Origin of the sequence: Sediminibacterium roseum (genome assembly GCF_009939005.1) — a bacterium.
GTDB lineage: Bacteria > Bacteroidota > Bacteroidia > Chitinophagales > Chitinophagaceae > Sediminibacterium > Sediminibacterium roseum.
Genome location: NZ_JAACJS010000015.1, coordinates 816,316 through 834,011, shown reverse-complemented (window position 1 = coordinate 834,011; position 17,696 = coordinate 816,316). Strand labels below are relative to the sequence as shown.

The 17,696-nt window shown below is 48.9% G+C and carries 19 protein-coding genes and 1 pseudogene; 13 read left to right on the top strand and 7 right to left on the bottom strand.

Annotated elements, in window-relative coordinates; translation table 11 throughout:
• The first annotated feature begins 55 nt into the window (after window positions 1-55).
• Both lepB and GWC95_RS14815 read left to right on the top strand, forming a co-directional pair.
• A complete protein-coding gene (gene lepB / locus GWC95_RS14820; protein WP_161819497.1) occupies window positions 56-1,558 on the top strand; it encodes a signal peptidase I in 1,503 nt (500 codons plus the stop codon).
• Between the two features lie 91 nt (window positions 1,559-1,649).
• Window positions 1,650-2,135 carry a cytidine deaminase gene (locus tag GWC95_RS14815; RefSeq protein ID WP_161819496.1) on the top strand — a complete coding sequence of 162 codons (486 nt, stop codon included), beginning with the start codon at window positions 1,650-1,652 and terminating at the stop codon, window positions 2,133-2,135.
• Between the two features lie 9 nt (window positions 2,136-2,144).
• Here the strand turns inward: GWC95_RS14815 and GWC95_RS14810 are convergent, their stop codons facing one another.
• The 3 genes from GWC95_RS14810 to GWC95_RS14800 all read right to left on the bottom strand — a co-directional run bounded on the left by GWC95_RS14810 (window position 2,145) and on the right by GWC95_RS14800 (window position 5,129).
• A complete protein-coding gene (locus GWC95_RS14810) occupies window positions 2,145-4,181 on the bottom strand; it encodes a T9SS type B sorting domain-containing protein (protein ID WP_161820423.1) in 2,037 nt (678 codons plus the stop codon).
• Between the two features lie 121 nt (window positions 4,182-4,302).
• Window positions 4,303-4,800: a methylated-DNA--[protein]-cysteine S-methyltransferase gene (locus tag GWC95_RS14805; protein ID WP_161819495.1), complete on the bottom strand. Its 498-nt coding sequence runs from the start codon at window positions 4,798-4,800 to the stop codon at window positions 4,303-4,305.
• Entirely contained in the window at window positions 4,800-5,129 is a 330-nt protein-coding gene (locus GWC95_RS14800; RefSeq protein ID WP_161819494.1) for a tRNA-binding protein, read from the bottom strand. The genes GWC95_RS14805 and GWC95_RS14800 overlap by 1 nt, the downstream gene beginning before the upstream one ends.
• A 35-nt stretch (window positions 5,130-5,164) precedes the next feature.
• Between GWC95_RS14800 and GWC95_RS14795 the strand changes: the two genes are divergently transcribed.
• Together GWC95_RS14795 and GWC95_RS14790 are read left to right on the top strand one after the other, a co-directional pair.
• Window positions 5,165-5,581 carry an OsmC family protein gene (locus GWC95_RS14795; protein WP_161819493.1) on the top strand — a complete coding sequence of 139 codons (417 nt, stop codon included), beginning with the start codon at window positions 5,165-5,167 and terminating at the stop codon, window positions 5,579-5,581.
• 110 nt (window positions 5,582-5,691) lie between these two features.
• Window positions 5,692-6,132, top strand: a complete 441-nt coding sequence (locus GWC95_RS14790) for a GNAT family N-acetyltransferase (protein WP_161819492.1) — start codon at window positions 5,692-5,694, stop codon at window positions 6,130-6,132.
• Between the two features lie 33 nt (window positions 6,133-6,165).
• Here the strand turns inward: GWC95_RS14790 and GWC95_RS14785 are convergent, their stop codons facing one another.
• Window positions 6,166-7,035, bottom strand: a complete 870-nt coding sequence (locus tag GWC95_RS14785) for a transglutaminase family protein (RefSeq protein ID WP_161819491.1) — start codon at window positions 7,033-7,035, stop codon at window positions 6,166-6,168.
• Window positions 7,036-7,266: 231 nt separating this feature from the next.
• On the opposite strand from GWC95_RS14785, the gene GWC95_RS14780 reads away from it, so the two are divergent.
• The gene (locus GWC95_RS14780; protein ID WP_161819490.1) at window positions 7,267-8,346 is read left to right on the top strand and encodes a fatty acid desaturase family protein; all 1,080 of its coding nucleotides are present in this window, start codon (window positions 7,267-7,269) and stop codon (window positions 8,344-8,346) included.
• Window positions 8,347-8,452: 106 nt separating this feature from the next.
• Here the strand turns inward: GWC95_RS14780 and topA are convergent, their stop codons facing one another.
• Both topA and GWC95_RS14770 read right to left on the bottom strand, forming a co-directional pair.
• Window positions 8,453-11,035, bottom strand: coding sequence for a type I DNA topoisomerase (gene topA / locus GWC95_RS14775; RefSeq protein ID WP_161819489.1), 2,583 nt, complete (start codon window positions 11,033-11,035; stop codon window positions 8,453-8,455).
• A gap of 142 nt (window positions 11,036-11,177) precedes the next feature.
• Window positions 11,178-12,041 carry an alpha/beta hydrolase gene (locus GWC95_RS14770; protein WP_161819488.1) on the bottom strand — a complete coding sequence of 288 codons (864 nt, stop codon included), beginning with the start codon at window positions 12,039-12,041 and terminating at the stop codon, window positions 11,178-11,180.
• A gap of 15 nt (window positions 12,042-12,056) precedes the next feature.
• Between GWC95_RS14770 and GWC95_RS19920 the strand changes: the two are divergent.
• The 8 genes and pseudogenes from GWC95_RS19920 to GWC95_RS14735 all read left to right on the top strand — a co-directional run.
• Window positions 12,057-12,341: pseudogene (locus GWC95_RS19920) on the top strand (NAD(P)-binding domain-containing protein); the annotation flags it as partial.
• A gap of 45 nt (window positions 12,342-12,386) precedes the next feature.
• Window positions 12,387-12,833 carry a DUF2520 domain-containing protein gene (locus GWC95_RS19915; protein ID WP_317164141.1) on the top strand — a complete coding sequence of 149 codons (447 nt, stop codon included), beginning with the start codon at window positions 12,387-12,389 and terminating at the stop codon, window positions 12,831-12,833.
• A gap of 94 nt (window positions 12,834-12,927) precedes the next feature.
• Window positions 12,928-13,263 carry a 2Fe-2S iron-sulfur cluster-binding protein gene (locus GWC95_RS14760; RefSeq protein WP_161819486.1) on the top strand — a complete coding sequence of 112 codons (336 nt, stop codon included), beginning with the start codon at window positions 12,928-12,930 and terminating at the stop codon, window positions 13,261-13,263.
• A 38-nt stretch (window positions 13,264-13,301) separates the two neighbouring features.
• Window positions 13,302-13,541, top strand: a complete 240-nt coding sequence (gene iscX, locus GWC95_RS14755) for a Fe-S cluster assembly protein IscX (protein WP_161819485.1) — start codon at window positions 13,302-13,304, stop codon at window positions 13,539-13,541.
• Between the two features lie 52 nt (window positions 13,542-13,593).
• Window positions 13,594-14,109 carry a KdsC family phosphatase gene (locus GWC95_RS14750; RefSeq protein WP_161819484.1) on the top strand — a complete coding sequence of 172 codons (516 nt, stop codon included), beginning with the start codon at window positions 13,594-13,596 and terminating at the stop codon, window positions 14,107-14,109.
• 64 nt (window positions 14,110-14,173) lie between these two features.
• On the top strand, window positions 14,174-15,109 hold the full coding sequence (locus tag GWC95_RS14745; RefSeq protein ID WP_161819483.1) for a geranylgeranylglycerol-phosphate geranylgeranyltransferase: 936 nt from the start codon (window positions 14,174-14,176) through the stop codon (window positions 15,107-15,109).
• A gap of 114 nt (window positions 15,110-15,223) precedes the next feature.
• Complete coding sequence (locus GWC95_RS14740; protein WP_161819482.1) at window positions 15,224-15,811, top strand: Maf family nucleotide pyrophosphatase; 588 nt, start codon at window positions 15,224-15,226, stop codon at window positions 15,809-15,811.
• 71 nt (window positions 15,812-15,882) lie between these two features.
• Complete coding sequence (locus GWC95_RS14735; RefSeq protein WP_161819481.1) at window positions 15,883-17,166, top strand: DUF2851 family protein; 1,284 nt, start codon at window positions 15,883-15,885, stop codon at window positions 17,164-17,166.
• 96 nt (window positions 17,167-17,262) lie between these two features.
• Here the strand turns inward: GWC95_RS14735 and GWC95_RS14730 are convergent, their stop codons facing one another.
• Window positions 17,263-17,682: an OsmC family protein gene (locus tag GWC95_RS14730; RefSeq protein ID WP_161819480.1), complete on the bottom strand. Its 420-nt coding sequence runs from the start codon at window positions 17,680-17,682 to the stop codon at window positions 17,263-17,265.
• Window positions 17,683-17,696 lie beyond the last annotated feature (14 nt).

The following is a 17,696-nucleotide window of genomic DNA, read 5'->3' as shown; positions in this document are numbered from 1 at the left end:
TGGCCGTTCACGAATGCCTACTTTACCCTATTTTTGATCCTCTTAAAAAACATCTATGGGTTTATTTTTACTGATCATCGGTACCATCGGCTGGCATGTTGGCATGTATGGCATGTTCAAGAAAGCGGGTATTGAACCGTGGAAAGCTTTGGTGCCGTTTTACAATACCTGGTTGATCGTTGAAAAATGCAAGATCCGCAAGTATTGGTTCTGGCTGCAGTTGATACCGGTTGCAGGACAGTTCATCACCATCTGGATCACGATCATTTTTGTGATGCATTTCAAAAAGGTTTCGCTCATCGATCATACGCTTACCGTTCTTGTTCCCTTTATTTATTTTCCTTACCTCGGTTTTTCAAAAAAAGAAAAATGGCATGGCGCCGAGGTGCTGAAACATTACCACAAACCTGTTTCGCGCGAGTGGATCGATGCGGGTGTGTTTGCGGTGGTGGCGGCCACCATCATCCGTACTTTTATTTTTGAAGCGTATGTGATCCCTACGGGCAGTATGGAAAAGACCCTGCTCATCAATGATTTTCTTTTTGTGAACAAGATGAGCTACGGCGCGCGCATTCCGCAAACGCCGTTGTCGTTCCCTTTTGTTCACAATACAATGCCTTTTTCGGTTACCACGCCTTCCTACATCAAAGCGGTACAACTGCCGTATAAACGTTTGCCTGCCTTCACCGAAGTAAAAAGAAATGATGTGGTGGTATTCAATTTCCCTGCGGGAGATACCATCATCAACCTTCCGCAATACGGAAGCCAGGTAACGTATTACGATGTGCTGCGCAGGGATTACCACAATACAGACAGGGAAGCATTGAATGCCGCTTACCCGGTGATCGTTCACCCGATGGATAAAACGGACAACTACATCAAACGTTGTGTTGCCGTTGGCGGCGATGTGCTGGAAGTGAAGAACACGATCCTGTTCATCAACAACCAGCCCGCTATGATTCCGCCGGGATCGCAGAGCGAATACATCGTTGAAACCAATGGAACGGACCTGTCTGATGATTTTATCCAAAACGAACTCGAACTCGATCCGCAGAACACCGATCATTATGCAAAGCTGAAACCAAATACATTCATGCTCAACATGACCGCCTCCGACGCAGCGGCCGTGAAAAGGCAGCCGAATGTGGTTTCCATCCTTCCGTATGTATCTACCGAAGCAGGAGGTACATGGCCTTATGATGTTGCCAACTTTCCATGGACGATCGACAATTTCGGACCGCTCCGTGTTCCAAAAAAAGGAGACGTGATTACGCTCACGCCGCAGAACATTGCGCTGTACTGGAGACTGATCGAGACTTATGAAAAAAATAAGATCGAACAGGTAAACGGTAAATTCATCATCAACGGAAAAGAGACCACAACCTATACCACCAAATACAATTATTACTGGATGATGGGCGATAACCGCCATCGCAGCCAGGACAGCCGCCTGTGGGGTTTTGTTCCCGAAACAAATATCGTAGGCAAAGCTTCTTTGATCTGGTTCAGCTGGAACAAAGGGCCGAGGTGGAAGCGGTTGTTCAATGGAATTAAATAACCAGTTGCTGCGGGCTTTTTGTTTTGGCAATGCGCAATCAAAAAGTCCGCAGTACGAAGCACCGCCTGGATACCTAAAAAACAACCCAAACATGCAACCCCAACAACTCAGCATCTCCTACACCGCTTACGAATCGAGGGAACAGCTTGATGCGGCCGATGCTGCATTGCTGCAACGCGCGATCGATGCAACGAACGATGCCTATGCACCGTATTCGCATTTTCGCGTGGGCGCCGCGGCTTTGCTGGAGAATGGAGAAGTGGTGCTGGGAAGCAACCAGGAGAATGCAAGCTATCCCGTAGGGCTATGCGCCGAGCGTGTGTTGTTATCAGCGGTGTCTTCTGTATATCCAAACGTTCCCATTAAAACGATGGCCATAACCTACCGCAGCGAATCGGGTAAAAGCAACCGCCCTATCTCGCCTTGTGGTGTATGCAGGCAAACCCTGGTAGAATACGAAAACCGCCTCAAACAACCCATTCGCCTTATCCTCGGCGGCATGGATGGAAAGATCTGGATCATACCGCAGGCCGGGAGCCTGTTGCCTTTCGGGTTTTCGGGTGAAGATCTTTTGTGATCGCCGTGGTTACCTGATCAACACACTTGTTCCTTTTAAAAATACCCTTTGCCCATTGTCGCGGTTGATGTAATCGAGCGTCCACACATATGTGCCGCCGGGTTGGGGCGAGCCCTGGTAGCGGCCATCCCATTTCCGCGTCCAGTCGGCCGTTTGAAAGATCAGTTGCCCGTAGCGGTTGTAAACACGGAACATCAGGTTGTCGGCCTTGAATGCATTCAAGGGGTACAGGTAATCATTCAATCCATCTCCATTGGGCGTAAACGCAGAAGGTACTGCTATGTAACAGCTCGCAAGCACAGTGAGTAATTTGTATGCGGTGTCTGCACAATTGTTTGCATTGCGTACCGACAAGCGTGGGGTATAGGTTATCTGTCTTCCACGCAGTGGATAATTCTGTGCCGGCGGCGCCTGTAAGGTGCTTGTTACACCGTTCCCGAAATTCCAGTTCCAGGCAACGCTGTTGGCAGTGCTTTTGTCTGTGAAATGCAAAGTATCCGTTGGGCACAAACTGTCTTTTACTTCGAATGCCGCTTTCACGGTGTTGTCGATAAAGATCACCTGCGTACCTGCGGTATCGCTGCAAAATCCATTGTTCACCGACAACCTGATGTTGTGCGCCCCGAATGCTTTTGAGATCACCCTTGGGTTCTGTTGTGTGCTGAAGGCAACGCTGTCCATCGTCCATTGCCACTGCGTTGTTCCGCCATAGGCATTGTGTGAAAAATAGACAGTGTCTGATTTGCATCCCGTTCGCACGTCTGCAACAAAATCCGCGGTGGTAATGTTTTTCGTGGTGAATGCAAGCGTGGAACCCGCAGGGGTGATCTGCCCGCACTCATCCACCAGGCTGTTGCCATCGCTACCGTTCCTTAATGTGATGGTGAAAGTGCCATTGGTGCGTATGGGTTTGGTAAGGATGACGAGCACACTCGCGGTTTGTCCGTCAACACAAATACCCGTAGCGGATTTTACCGTTACAGCTGCCGGCCCTGTAACCGTAAAATCACTTCCGTCTGCAGCAATCGAATTGCAGAGCAGCGGCCTGGCAAATACGAGTTGCAGTGTATCTTTTATACAAACCACGGGAACGATACTGTCCATTGGCACAGGCGCGGGCGGCGTAAAATGGATGGTTGCCTTATCGCCCGCCGGCAATGCATTGCCGCAGTTGTCTTCCAGCGTATTCCCGTCTGACCCGGTCTTCGCGGTTACGGTAAAGGTGCCGGGTGGTAATATATTATCGAGTTGTAAAATAATTGAATCGGTATCGAAGCCAACGGAGCAACCGTAGCCGCTGGCGCTAAGCGGCGTTCTGTTCACGGTACCGGTAACACTGAAATCGGAACCATCTTTCGCGATCGATTTACAGGAGATCCTTGCGGATAATTTTACAACCATTTCCTGCCCGTCGCAGATGGCCCGTGCGCTCTTCACCCTGGGAATTACCGGGTTGGTAATGCTTGCCGTTCCTCCCGTGTTGCCGCCAAAAGACAAGGTGTACCCGATCTCATTCGAAGTAAAATGGCTCACGAGCAGCAGGTATTCGTGCCCCTGGACAAGGGTGGGCATTTTTGCGAAAGCGTTGAGGCGGTCGTTGGGGTTGGATGCGCAATCAAACAATTTAGCGCCGGCATCGGAGGCGCCGGTGGGCCCGTAGGTGCCTACCCAGTTGGCGGCAACGATCATGGATTTATCGGTGAAAACATCCATCGGGTTGCGGCCGGTGATGTCGAACAATTGCCAGTCGTAATCTTCGTCGCCCGTACTCAGCGGCGTGATCGTAAAACCCAATGTACCCGCGGCATAACAGGTGAACTTATACCAGTAAGGGCCAACGGCGCCGGTGCTCGACTGCGGGCAGCCATTGAGCGGCACAGTACCGCTGGAGCACATCGGAACATTGGTTTGGGTGAAGGTGGTGGTACCGCAAACGGGGAACGCCGTATTCGGATTCTGGCCGAGTGTTGTACATTGCGCCAGTAGCCCCGTAGCAATACATTGCAGCGCTATGAGAACCAATATGAGTTTACCAACAAATCGCATCACTGTAAAAAAATTTCATTCAAATTGTTGGTTGATATTGGTGCTGTTTATTGACGGTTGATGATTGAACGTGTTGTTGCCGGCGGTTACAATCATCCCTCAAAAACCAGCAAACCGAAAACTAGAATAAGGTTTGCACCCCATGTGCTATTTTAAATTCATGACCCAGTAACCATTTTTTTCTCCATTTGCCGCCTGCATAGCCAACAAGGGAGCTGTCGCTGCCGATCACCCTGTGGCAGGGCACGATGATGGCGATGTTGTTTTTGCCATTTGTGCTGGCGGCGGCGCGTATCACTTTTGGGTCGCCGAGTCTTTTGGCGAGGTCCATGTAACTGATCGTTTTTCCGTATGCGATCTCCATCAATTCGCTCCACACACGAAGCTGGAACTCGGTGCCGTTCTGGTGAACGGGGATGTCGAAATTCCTTCGCTTGCCGTGAAAGTATTCGATCAGCTGTTCCGTACACTGGTGCATCACTTCGGTGATACCGGGTTCGCCATGGGTAAGCTGGTCCGGGTTGTCAACGAAAGTAAGTTCGCAGATGTAGCTGTCGGTACCGCCGATCTTCAGCATTCCCACAGGGCTCTCGTAGTAAGTATAGTGAAGTTCGCTCATCAGCCAATACGTTGTCCGTTTGAAACCGGTTGATCCGGCTGTAATAAAATTACCTGATTATTTTCATCATACACACCCAATACGAGACATTCACTGAAAAAGTTGGCTATTTGTTTCGGCGGGAAATTCACCACTGCCACTACCTGTTTGCCAAGCAATGCTTCTTTTGGGTAGTGGTGCGTAACCTGGGCCGACGATTGTTTGACACCCAAAGTGCCAAAATCGATGCTTAGCTGGTAAGCGGGTTTTTTGGCTTTGGGGAAATCGTTAACTTCAATGATCGTTCCGCTGCGGATGTCTATTTTTTCGAAATCGTCCCAGTTGATCATGTTTTAATTTTCGTCAAATCTAAAAACAAATACTTATGAAACGCACCGCTACAGCCGTTTGGAACGGATCAGGCAAAGAAGGAAAAGGTAATCTTACCACGCAAAGCACCACGCTTAACCAGACACAGTACTCATTTACTTCTCGTTTTGAAGAAGGGGTAGGCACCAATCCCGAAGAATTGATGGCCGCCGCCCATGCGGGATGTTTTACCATGAAGCTCTCTTTTGTACTGGGTGCCGCGGGTTTTACACCCGATTCGCTTGAAACAAGCTGCGCGATCACGCTCGATCCATCCATCGGCTCGATCACAAAATCGGAACTCGTGGTAAAAGCAAAAGTTCCCGGCATCACCCCGGAAAAATTCCAGGAATGCGCCGCCGACGCAAAAGCAAATTGCCCGGTAAGCAAAGCGTACAATATGGATATTACGATGGAAGCAAGCCTTGTTTAAACCAAGGTTGAAACAGGAATCAAAGTACGAAGTACGGATCATTGGTATCTGTGCCTCGTACTTTTTGAGTTTTACATTCTCCCGATTTTTATTCTAACCCCGCACCTTAGATGTTAGTTCGCCAAGCAACCTCCGCCGATTTAGATGAATTGTCCATACTGTTTGATGGGTACAGGATGTTTTACAAACAACCTTCAGACCCCGGCGCTGCCAAACAATTTCTTTCGGAGCGCATTGAAAGAAATGAATCGGTGATCCTGGTTGCGGTATACAATGATGCGATGGTTGGCTTCACCCAGCTTTATCCCATTTTTTCTTCGGTGGGGATGAAGCGTGCCTGGTTGCTCAACGACCTGTTCGTTCCAGAAAACGCGCGCGGTTCAGGCGCCGCAGATGCTTTGCTCGCCGCCGCAGAACAGCTGGGCGCCGATACATCGGCCCGTTACCTCATGCTGCAAACCGCGAAAGACAATTACCGCGCCCAGCGCGTGTATGAGCGGAACGGGTGGGAGCGGGATGCGGAATACCTGGTTTATAACAAGCGCTGCTGATCTTTTTTGAATGGCCCAACACTTACGGTTGCACTACGCATCCAACAGGTCTGCCAGTTTGAGCAGTTCGGTTTGCTTGTAGCTGTTTGATGGGCGGTCGAAGCATTTGGCGGTTTCTTCGAGCAGCACCTGGATGATCCGTTTGTGCGATTGCGGTTTGAAATACGAAGGCGTTGGCGGAACAGAAATGCGTTTGAAATAATTTTCCACGTCTTTGTGCGAGAAGGCCTGGCCCGTTGTGGCATCCACGTAAAAATGGATCTTATCCTGCGGATGGCCTATGTACCCCGCATCATAATCCGAATGATAGAAGGCAATGATGCATTGTTTGGGTATGTTGATGATCTTGGCATTGATGTCGAGCAGATCGCAGAGCACCTGGTATAAAATACCATTGGCAAGTGCGTTGCCTTTTTTTGTTTCAAGCACTTTGTGAATGAAAAACTCATCGGGACTATCGTAGTTTACCTCAACGCCTTTCAGGTTGTAATAATTATAAATGATGCTCGACAATACGTTGGCCTGTTCAAGCGGTGTAAGAAAGCTGTTGAGCTCGAGCCACACGTTCCGGCGGATCTTTTCCACATCCTGCAGAACCGGTGTGGTATGAAGATCGGGGTACTGGAACTTTGAAACAAGCAATGCGCCGCAAAGCAGGTCGTGGTAAGCGCTGTCGCGCCACTCGATCATGTCGTTCTGCAGGTCGGTATAATGCAGGTGGTGGATGATCATTTCGATGCGTTCCTGCACATCCTCACTCAATGTGGTTTCCCATAAATGTTCCAGGTTGGGGATGATGTTCTTACCGTAAGCCACGATCTTCTCCGAAACGGTCGAATACACCTCCTCATCCGGGTCATCTATCAGCGTAAACAGCGCATTGATCTCTTTTGTTTCCTGCATAAAGCTGAGATAGCGGGCGTTTTTACCCCTTATTCAGCATCAAACTAAATTAAATTTTGGTTATGAATGCCGGTTAAGTTATCCCTACCTGTGGAAATATGAACTTATGCTTGCATAATATTATTGTTATATACACGTTACGGTATGAAGGGGTTGGCAAAAATTCCCAAAATTAACAACAGCCCTAAGGCTTTAATAGGTACATTTGAGGTATAATATTTAACGTTCCGCATGTCACAATTTTCTATTCCCAAGTTCCCCCAGGTAGGTAAGTCGCTTCACACAGATCTTAAAAACCGCGTTCAGCAATATTTTGATGAAAAAGGTATCAAATCAACGGGTACCTCCAAACTTTTTACAAAGGCCGCGATCCTGATCACCCTGCTGGTCGCCGTGTACATTCACTTGCTGGTCTTTACACCCGTCTGGTACATCGCCCTTGGCGAGTGCATTGTGATGGGCGGGCTCGTGGCCGCGATCGGTTTCAATGTAATGCACGATGGCAGCCACGGCAGCTTCAGCACCAAAAAAGGTATGAACCGTGTGGCCGCATCTTCTATCAGTTTACTGGGCGCCAATCATTTTATGTGGAACATGAAGCACAACATGATCCACCACAGTTTTACCAATGTGGATGGCGTGGACGACGACATCGAGATCGGCAGCCTCATGCGTATGGCGCCAACCCAGAAACGTCACAAACTCCACAAGTTCCAGCACATTTATTTTGTGGCGATGTACAGCCTGCTTTATGTGTTCTGGATCTTTTATACCGATTATAAAAAATATTTCTCAGGAAAGATCGGCGAGATCCCGCTGAAAAAGATGGCGGTGAAAGACCACATCGAGTTCTGGGCGGTTAAAATATACCATGCTGCAGTGTTTGTTGTGATCCCTATCATTTTTCTCGGTTTTGTAAACTGGCTGATCGGTTTTTCTGTAATGAGCATCGTTGCCGGTTTTATCCTAAGCATCGTGTTCCAGCTTGCCCACGTAGTGGGCGATACGGAGTTCCCTGTCGCAAACATCGAAACAAATAAACTGCCGGATGAGTTTGCGGCGCACCAGATCAAGACAACGGCCAATTTTGCAACCAGGAACAAAGTGATCAGCTGGCTGGTAGGAGGGTTGAACTTCCAGATCGAACACCACCTGTTCCCGAAAATATCACACGTACATTATCCTGCCATCAGCGAGATCGTAAGGAACGTTTGCAGGGAATACAAGCTCCAGTACATCGAATATCCAACCATGCGCCAGGCAGTTGCGGAACACGTACGCTTCCTCAGGCAGATGGGGCGATACGATTGAGTTGCGGGGTCAAGATCCTGAAAAATAAAAAGTGGTTAAAGGAAGGTTGAACTTCTTTTAACCACTTTTTGTTTACGGACGCTTTTTATAGAACCGTCCCGTAAAATTATTTCTTCTTTGCCGCTTTCTTGGGTGCTGCTTTCTTTGCTGCCTTCTTCGGCGCCGCGGTTTTCTTCGCTGCTTTCTTGGCAAAGGCATTCGGCACCTGCTCTTCGATCATTTGTTTGATCACCTCGATGTCGATGTCTGCCAGTTCTTCAGGCGTATACTTGCTGCTGTCTGGCTTGCGGTGCAGTTTGAGCATTTTTTTGTTGAAGCGTATGAACGGCCCCCATCTTCCATTTTCGATAGAGATCTTTTCGGCCGGCCATTGCCTGATGAAACGGTTTTCTTCTTTGGCAATTTTCTTTTCGATCAGTTCATTGATATCGCTCTGCGAAAGCGCATCAAAATTATATGCCCGCGGTATGTTGATGAACATATCGTTCCATTTGATGAACGGTCCAAAACGCCCCTTGCCCTTTGTTACCGGCAGTTCCATGTAAAAAGCGATCGGTGCATCGGCCTGCTGTTTCTCGTTGATCAGCTCTATGGCACGCTCCAATTCGATCTCGTGCAGGTCTTCTCCTTTCGGAATGGAAATGAACTGTTCGCCAAGCTTTACATACGGACCAAACCTTCCTACGTTTACGGAAACCTCCTGTCCCTCGTATTCGCCCAATGTTCTTGGCAAAGAGAACAACTGCATCGCTTCTTCCATGGTGATGGTTTCGATGCTTTGCGATTGTTTGAGTTTGGCGAACCTTGGTTTTTCTGTTTCATCTGATGTGTCGCCGATCTGTACCATCGGGCCATAACGCCCCATACGCGCGATCACTTTTTTGCCCGTGGCCTCATCGATGCCCAGCTCCCTTTCGCCTTTGGCCCGCTCCGCGGTTTCGAGTGTGTGCTCGATGGTTTCGTGGAAAGGTTTGTAAAAACCGTCGATCATTTTGCTCCAGGAAATTTTTCCTTCGGCGATCTGGTCAAACTCTTCTTCGATCTTCGCGGTGAAACTGAAATCCATCACTCGCGTAAAATATTGTTTCAGAAAATCCGTCACCACCAAACCAAGATCGGTCGGGAACAGCTTGTTTTTTTCTGCGCCGGTATTTTCCTGTAAGATCTGTTTGCCGATGTTGTCGTTCTTTGATAAAGTAAGCAGCGCCACTTCCCTTTTCACCCCTTCTTTCTCCCGCTTCTCTACGTAATTTCTTTTTACAATGGTGGAGATCGTTGGCGCATACGTTGATGGCCGGCCGATGCCCAGTTCTTCCAGTTTTTTTACGAGCGATGCCTCCGTATAGCGCGCCGCCGGCCGTGTGAATTTTTCCGAAGCGGTCATCTCGGTAAAATCGAGCTTCATTCCCACCGTCAGTGGCGGAAGCATGCCTTCTGTATTTTCTTCGTCTTCTTCGTCTTTGCCTTCGAGGTATACTTTCAGGAAGCCGTCGAATTTCATCACTTCACCGTTTGCGGACAGGGTTTCCTTATTGGTGCTGATATCGATCTTCGCAGTTGTTTTTTCAAACTCCGCATCGCTCATCTGGGAGGCGATGGTTCTTTTCCAGATCAGTTCGTAGAGCCGGCGCGAGTCTTCATCTTCTACGGATGTTGTACTCATGTACGTTGGCCTGATGGCTTCGTGCGCCTCCTGCGCGTTATCGTTCTTGTTCTTGAATTTCCTGGGTTGATGGTATTGTTCGCCGTACGCGTTGGTTACCTGTTTGCGGATATCGGCCAGTGCGGTATCACTAAGATTCACGCTGTCTGTACGCATGTAGGTGATCTTTCCGCTTTCGTACAGTTTCTGCGCAAGCAGCATCGTCTTGCTCACGCTGTACCCCATCTTGCGCGATGCTTCCTGTTGCAGGGTTGAGGTGGTGAAAGGCGCTGCCGGTGTGCGTTTTGCGGGTTTTACCTGGATGTCCGCAACCGTATAGTTCGCGCCTTTGCAACTTTCCAAAAATGATTTTGCATCTTTTTCGGTAGACATTTTATTGGGCCCGTCTGCCTTGAACGTAACCGTTTTGTTGTTGATGTCCTGCGCCGTAAAAAACGCTTCTATTTTATAACTGCTTTCGGGGATAAAATTGTTGATCTCTCTTTCCCGCTCAACGATCAGTCGCACCGCCACACTCTGCACACGACCGGCGCTGAGGCTGCGCTGCATACCGATCTTGCGCCACAGCACGGGGCTGAGTTCAAAACCAACCAGCCTGTCGAGCACGCGCCTTGCCTGCTGCGCATTCACCAGGTTCATGTCTATTTTGCGTGGATTGTCAACTGCTTTTTTAATGGCCGGAGCTGTGATCTCGTGGAACACGATCCTTTTGGTCTCTTTGGGATCGAGCCCCAATACTTCCGCCAGGTGCCAGCTGATGCTTTCCCCTTCACGGTCCTCATCCGATGCGAGCCATACTTCGTCCGACTTTTTAGCGAGTTGCCTGAGTTCTTTTACGACCCTTTCCTTGTCTTCCGGCACCTTGTAACGGGGCTGGTAGTTATTGTTCACATCGATCCCCATATCGTCTTTTTCCAGGTCGCGGATGTGCCCATAGCAACTCCTGACCTCGAAATCTTTCCCGAGGATCTTTTCTATGGTCTTGGCTTTTGCCGGTGACTCTACGATGAGTAAGTTTTTTGCCATACAGCCTTGTTGGTCCGTTCCGAACGGAATTTTTCGTCTATGTAACCTTATGCCCGAACCCGGAAAATACCGTCCGGCTTGGCCGGATCAGGAGGAGTTCTTCGCTGCAATATTAGGGGAAAGGATCAAAACACAAAAAATATCAGGAAATGCCGTCTGCGAAAAACTGCACGATCTGGCGCCTGATTTTCTCTTCGCGGTAAATTTTATTGTGTCCCAGCCCCTCTGTAACATGAAAGGTCACATGCGGCAGATCCAATGATAATAAAGGCTTAACATCGGCAAAGGGACAGATCACATCGTGCTTGTCGTGGATCCACAAAACCGGCGAATCAAGTGTTTTTACTGCCCTTCCTACCGAGAAATAACTGATGGGGTATTCGCTGAGTTTGTTCACCATGTTCGTGAAACTACGGCGTACATGTTCGTTGAGCCGGGTGATGGTAAAAAAATTATCGATGGCTGTTTCTGTTTCGGCGGGTGCGATGAGCACCAGCTTCCGGTTGGATCGATCTGTAAAGCCCTCAAATGCCAGTGAGGCAGAGAGCCCGCCGAAAGAATGTCCCATCACCCCATAAAAAGGCCCGTAGTGTTTTTCGATCTGTTCGATTACTCTCTTATATATATATGCGTTGATGCGTTTACCCGAACTGAGCCCGTGGGCCGGCGCATCGAAAGCGATCACTTCAAACCCTTCCTGCCTGAGCGCCAGGAAATAGGCCTCGAACTTATAGGAATAGCTGCGGAAGCCGTGCACCACCAGGATCTTCCTGCCATTTGGTTTGGAAGGGTTGAACCTGAAACCGCGGATGGTGGCGCCATCCATTTCAAAAGAAAGTTTCTCCGACCCGTGAAATGCGGGCGGCGGTTTTTTTGGCGCCTTTTCGGAAAAAGGGGTACAGAAAATGTCAAAAGCCTCCCTGGCTGCCTTGCCCGGCGAAACCAGCGCAATGGTCCTGAGTTTGGTTTTATAATAACCGATGAGCAGCCTTTGTGCTAATTTCATCTTCATAAGCTTAAAGATATGAAGGTTACGATCATCGGTTCGGGTAATGTTGCCACGGTTATGGGCAAGGAACTAAAGGAAAGCGGCCACAAAGTGCTGCAGGTATACAACCACCGGCTGCAACACGCCCAAACCCTGGCAGCAGCGCTTGAAGCGGAGGCCACCGACCGGTTATCGCTTATTACACCCAGCGCGGATCTTTATCTCATCGCTGTAACAGACGATGCGGTTGCAGAGGTAGCGGCCCGGTTATCCGTACCCGGTAAAACGGTGGTTCACACCGCGGGGTCCATCTCAAAAAACATCCTGGAAAATACCGGCGGTAAATACGGCGTAGCCTGGCCGATGAAGATGGTAAGGAAGAACATGGCCCATCTTGCCCCGGTAACGATGGTGGTAGACGGCGATTCGCCGGAAACGGTCGCAGAGCTAAGCGCGTTCGCATCCCTTTTTACAAACGACGTGATCGTTGCAGGAGATGAAAAACGGGCGAAACTGCACATGCTGGCTTCGTTTACATTGAACTTCACCAACCATCTTTTTCATCTTGCGGCAGACTATTGTGAAAAGGAGCAGATCGATTTCAGCCTTTTTTACCCCCTGATCGAAGCTTCGGTGCAGCGGTTGCGGCACGGGCATCCGAAAGACCTGCAGGCAGGGCCGGCTTCCAGGGGCGACAGCAAAACCATTGCAAAGCATCTCAAACTGCTTGAAATGCATCCGCAGGCGGCCGGGATTTACAGGGCCATGACGGAAAGCATCCTGTCTATATCCGGAAATAATAACCCGTAAAATCACCCTAATTGAACCCGATCGCCAAGTTTTTCGTTAAGTAAGATGGTTAAGTAACTATTCTAAGATACTTTTGCCTGCCAAAACGGAGGGTATGTATACGATCAAGATAAAATTTGAGCAAAAAGGACTGGAGCCCGTTACGCTTACTGGTATCGCGCACGACCAGAGCTTGCTGGAGGTGTGCCTGGACAATGATATTGAGCTTCACCACAACTGCGGTGCGGTTTGTGCATGCAGTACCTGTCACCTGTACGTTGACAAAGGAATGGACCACCTGGAAGAGCTGAGCGACAGGGAAGAGGATTTCATCGACCGCGCCGTTAATCCACGCATCAATTCGCGGTTGGGTTGCCAGTGTGTGTTGCAGGAGGGAGATGGGGAGATAGAGGTAACATTGCCCGATCAAACGCAATTCTTGGGAGAATAAAGAACGCGCAAACCAACTTCACACTTCAAACCAAAACAATGAGTCATTTTGAACCGCCGATCCACTGGGCAGACCATGAAGACATAGCGATGAAATTATACGAGCGATTTGGTGATGACTTCAATGAGGGGCGCATATACCGCATCCGTTTCACCGACCTGCTCGAATGGATCCTCGAGATCCCCAATTTTGCCGGCACACGCGAGCAAAGCACCGAAGGACACCTGGAAATGATACAGAGTGCATGGGTGTATGAGTGGAGAGACAACCAGAAATAGATTTTGCCTTTGACCCCGCGGCCCGGAACACGGGGCCACAACCGTTCCGCAAATGCTCGACAAATTCAAACATATCACCAGTTTTGTTTTTGATGTTGACGGCGTGTTAACAGACGGAACCCTGCTTGTATTGCCCGGCGGCGTGATGGCCAGGAAGATGAACATCAAAGACGGGTATGCGTTGCAGCTTGCCGTTAAACGCGGGTACCATGTTGTGGTGATATCGGGCGGATATTCGGAAGAAGTAAAGGAACGCCTTTTTAAACTGGGCGTGAAGGATGTATACATGCAGGTCGAAAACAAAGCCGCCGTGTTACAGCAATTCATGAAGCAACACAACCTCGGCCCGGAAAAAGTGCTTTATATGGGCGATGATATTCCCGACCTGGATGTGATGCAACTCACCGGTTTACCCTGCTGCCCGTTTGATGCCGTACAGGAAATAAAAGAGATCGCCGTTTATATTTCACATTACAAGGGCGGCGACGGCTGCGGGAGGGATGTGATCGAAAAAGTAATGAAACTGCGGGGAGATTGGAACAACGATACATCCGTCAGATCAAAGTAAAGTTGTTTGTTTCCTGTTATTGTGTTGTGTTCATGTTCCTTGTTTTCTTGTACCTTGAATCTTTATGATAGTACCTGCTTTTTTTAGACTCATCCGCTGGCCCAACCTCGTATTCATAGCGCTTACGCAGGTGTTGTTTGAGTTTTGCATCTATCGGAAAGTATACCCATCGGGTGGAATGATGGAAGGGGAGACAAAACAATTTATTTTCCTGGTGATCGCTTCCGTAGTGATCGCCGCAGCGGGATACATCATCAACGATTATTTCGACCTGAACATAGACCAGGTGAACAAACCCGATAAAGTAATCGTGAATGTACACATCAACAGGCGCTGGGTTATTTTCTGGCACATGTTCCTGAGTTTGCTGGGTTTGTTCTTCACCGTATCCGCACTACCCATCGCGCAGCACTGGCACCTGGTACTGGCCAATTTCGGAAGCATTATTTTGTTGTGGTTCTATTCAACGAATCTAAAAAAACAACTGCTCATCGGCAACGTATTGATCTCTCTGCTTACGGCATGGGTCATTTTTATTATTTTCTTTTCAAAATACCCGCTGCAGATCAATACGATATTAGCGGTTGATCACAACGAGGTCCGCTTTTTCAGGTTCGCGGTTTTGTATGCTTCGTTTGCATTCATCATCTCTCTTATCCGCGAAGTGATCAAAGACATGGAAGACATGGACGGCGACCGGCGGTATGGATGCAAGACAATGCCCATTGTATGGGGACTGAACGCGAGCAAAGTATTTGTAGCGGTGTGGATCGTTGTACTCGTTGCAACCATAGTGGTGGTGCAGTTTTACGTTCTGCCCTTTGGCTGGTGGCACAGCGCCCTTTATTGTATGCTTTTTGTAGTGGCGCCACTGGTATGGATCTTCCGGAAATTATTCAGGGCCCAATCGCCCGAAGATTTTCACCAGCTCAGCAGCGTTGTAAAACTCGTTATGCTCACGGGCATCCTGTCGATGGTGTTCTTTATGTTCTACCTGTAAGCAAGAACGCTTACGAACATCTGTCCCTCAACGATAAAATTTTTTAATTGCCGGTCAGTTCCTAAATTCACCATCTGCCATTAACTGCCCATCATTCACTACTTACCCTTGAACATGAAAGAGATCATCCTCGCGTCGCAATCCCCACGAAGAAAAATGTTATTGGAATGGGCCGAAGTGCCGTTCCGGGTGATTGTGCAGAACACAGATGAGAGTTTTCCTGCCGACCTGCCACGTACCGAGATTGCGATGCACATTGCGCGCAACAAGGCACATGCGGCGAAGAACTATGTGCAGAGCGCCTTTCATGGCGAGCTTTCACAACGCCCAGTAGTGGCCGCGGATACCATCGTGGTGTTGGATGAGGAAGTGATCAACAAACCGGTTGACCGTGCCGATGCGATCCGCATATTAAAATCGTTATCAGGCAAACAACACAAAGTGATCACGGGTGTGGTGATCCTGCACGGGCACGAAGAAACGGCATTCGCAGATGTAACGGAAGTTGTGTTTTATGAATTGACAGAAGAGCAGATCGTATTTTATGTAGACAAATACCAGCCCTACGATAAAGCCGGCGCCTATGCCATACAGGAATGGATCGGCGTGGTTGGCATAAGATCGATCAACGGAGATTTTTACAACGTGATGGGATTGCCGGTGAGCCGCGTTGTGCAGGCGTTGCATACGATAAATCCGTAAACAAAAATCAGGTATTTATTACGTTCCTATCCTTTGTAATTTTTCAGCCGCCGCAATAAAAGCGGTGTTTTATGAATGAAAAATTACTACAGTTCATCTGGCGGTTCCAATATTTCAACCGCCAGCAACTATGTACCGCGCAGGGAGAAACGATCCATATTGAAAAACCCGGCATACTTAATCTTCACCAGGGGCCCGATTTTTCCGAGGCGGTCATACGCATCGGCCAGACAAAATGGGTGGGCAATGTAGAGTTGCACCTGCTCTCTTCGGATTGGTACAAACACAAACACGGTTCAGACAGGAATTATTCAAACATCATTCTTCATGTTGTTTGGGAAGAAGATGCGCCGGTATATGATGCGCAGGGGAACCTGTTTCCCACACTCGCGCTTCACCAGCGCGTTCCCAAAATCTTACTCGAGCGTTATGCGCAGATGATGGAGACGATGGTAATGATCCCCTGTCATTCTTTCTTACCGGCAATCGAACACCTGGCCTGGTGCGCATGGAAAGAAAGGCTCGCAGCCGAGCGCCTCGAAAGAAGATCGGAACAGGTGCTCAACCTGTTCAGGCAATCCAACTGTAACTGGGAAGAAACCTACTGGTGGATGCTCGCCGCCAACTTCGGGATCAACGTGAACAGCGCTTTGTTTGAGCTGGTGGCCAAAACACTCCCGGTTACGCTGCTTGCCAAACACAGGAACCAGATCCACCAGCTTGAGGCCTTGCTGCTCGGGCAAGCCAACCTCCTCTCAGGGAAATACAAAGACCATTACGCGGTGATGCTGCAGAAGGAATACGTGTTCCTTAAGAAAAAATACGGGTTGCAAACCGTGGGCAAGCAACCTGCTTTCCTGCGCATGCGGCCCGCGGCATTCCCAACCGTACGCCTTGCGCAACTGGCCATGCTGCTGCATACCTCTTCCCATCTTTTTGCTTTGTTGAAGGAAGAAAAGCAGTGTAAAGAAGTGATCGGATCGTTTATGGTTACGGCGAACGACTACTGGAACGATCATTACCGTTTTGACGAAGAAACCGCGCATCAACCCAAACACCTCGGGAAACAGATGGCCGAAAACATCCTCATCAATACCGTGGTACCTGTTTTATTTGCCTATGGTATGTACGGCAACGACGCACGTTCCCGCGAAAAAGCCATCCGGTGGTTGTATGAATTGCCCGCTGAAAAAAATGCCATCACCAGGCAATGGCAGGCATTGAACATCAGCAACCGTTCCTCGCTTGATTCGCAGGCGCTGATAGAATTAACAAATCATTATTGCCTCAACAAACGTTGCCTTGGTTGTGCGGTAGGCAATGGAGTACTGGGAAAATTAGGAATTAGGAATTAGGAATTAGGAATTTGAAAGTAAGCTCGGGTACCGGCAACCCGTAATTCTTAATTCTTAATTCCTAATTCTTAATTCCTAATTCTTAATTACTAATTACTAATTATGGTTTTCGTTCCATTCAAACCCGATCTCCTGTCTCACATCCGGATGCAGCGATCTTGCTACGGGGCAGGTCAGGGCAGTGTGTTCGAGTATGTCGCGTTCTTTTTTATCGAGGGTGAGCGCTTTGGCGAATTTTACGGTTACGGCCAGTTGGCTGATGCGGCGTGGGTCGCTGGCCATCACTTTGGTGATCTCGATCGTGGTTCCCTCGAGCTCGATGTTCATGGTGCGCGATTTGATCGCCATCGTGGTTGCCATACAGGTGGCAAGCGCAACGGCCACCAGGTCTGTAGGTGAAAAACGCTCCCCTTTGCCCTGGTTGTCGGTTGGCGCATCGGTTTCGATCACGGTTCCGCTCTGGATATGGGTGGCGGTGGTTCTTAATTCGCCTTTATAAATAATTTGTGAAGTCATTGTGTCATTTTGCC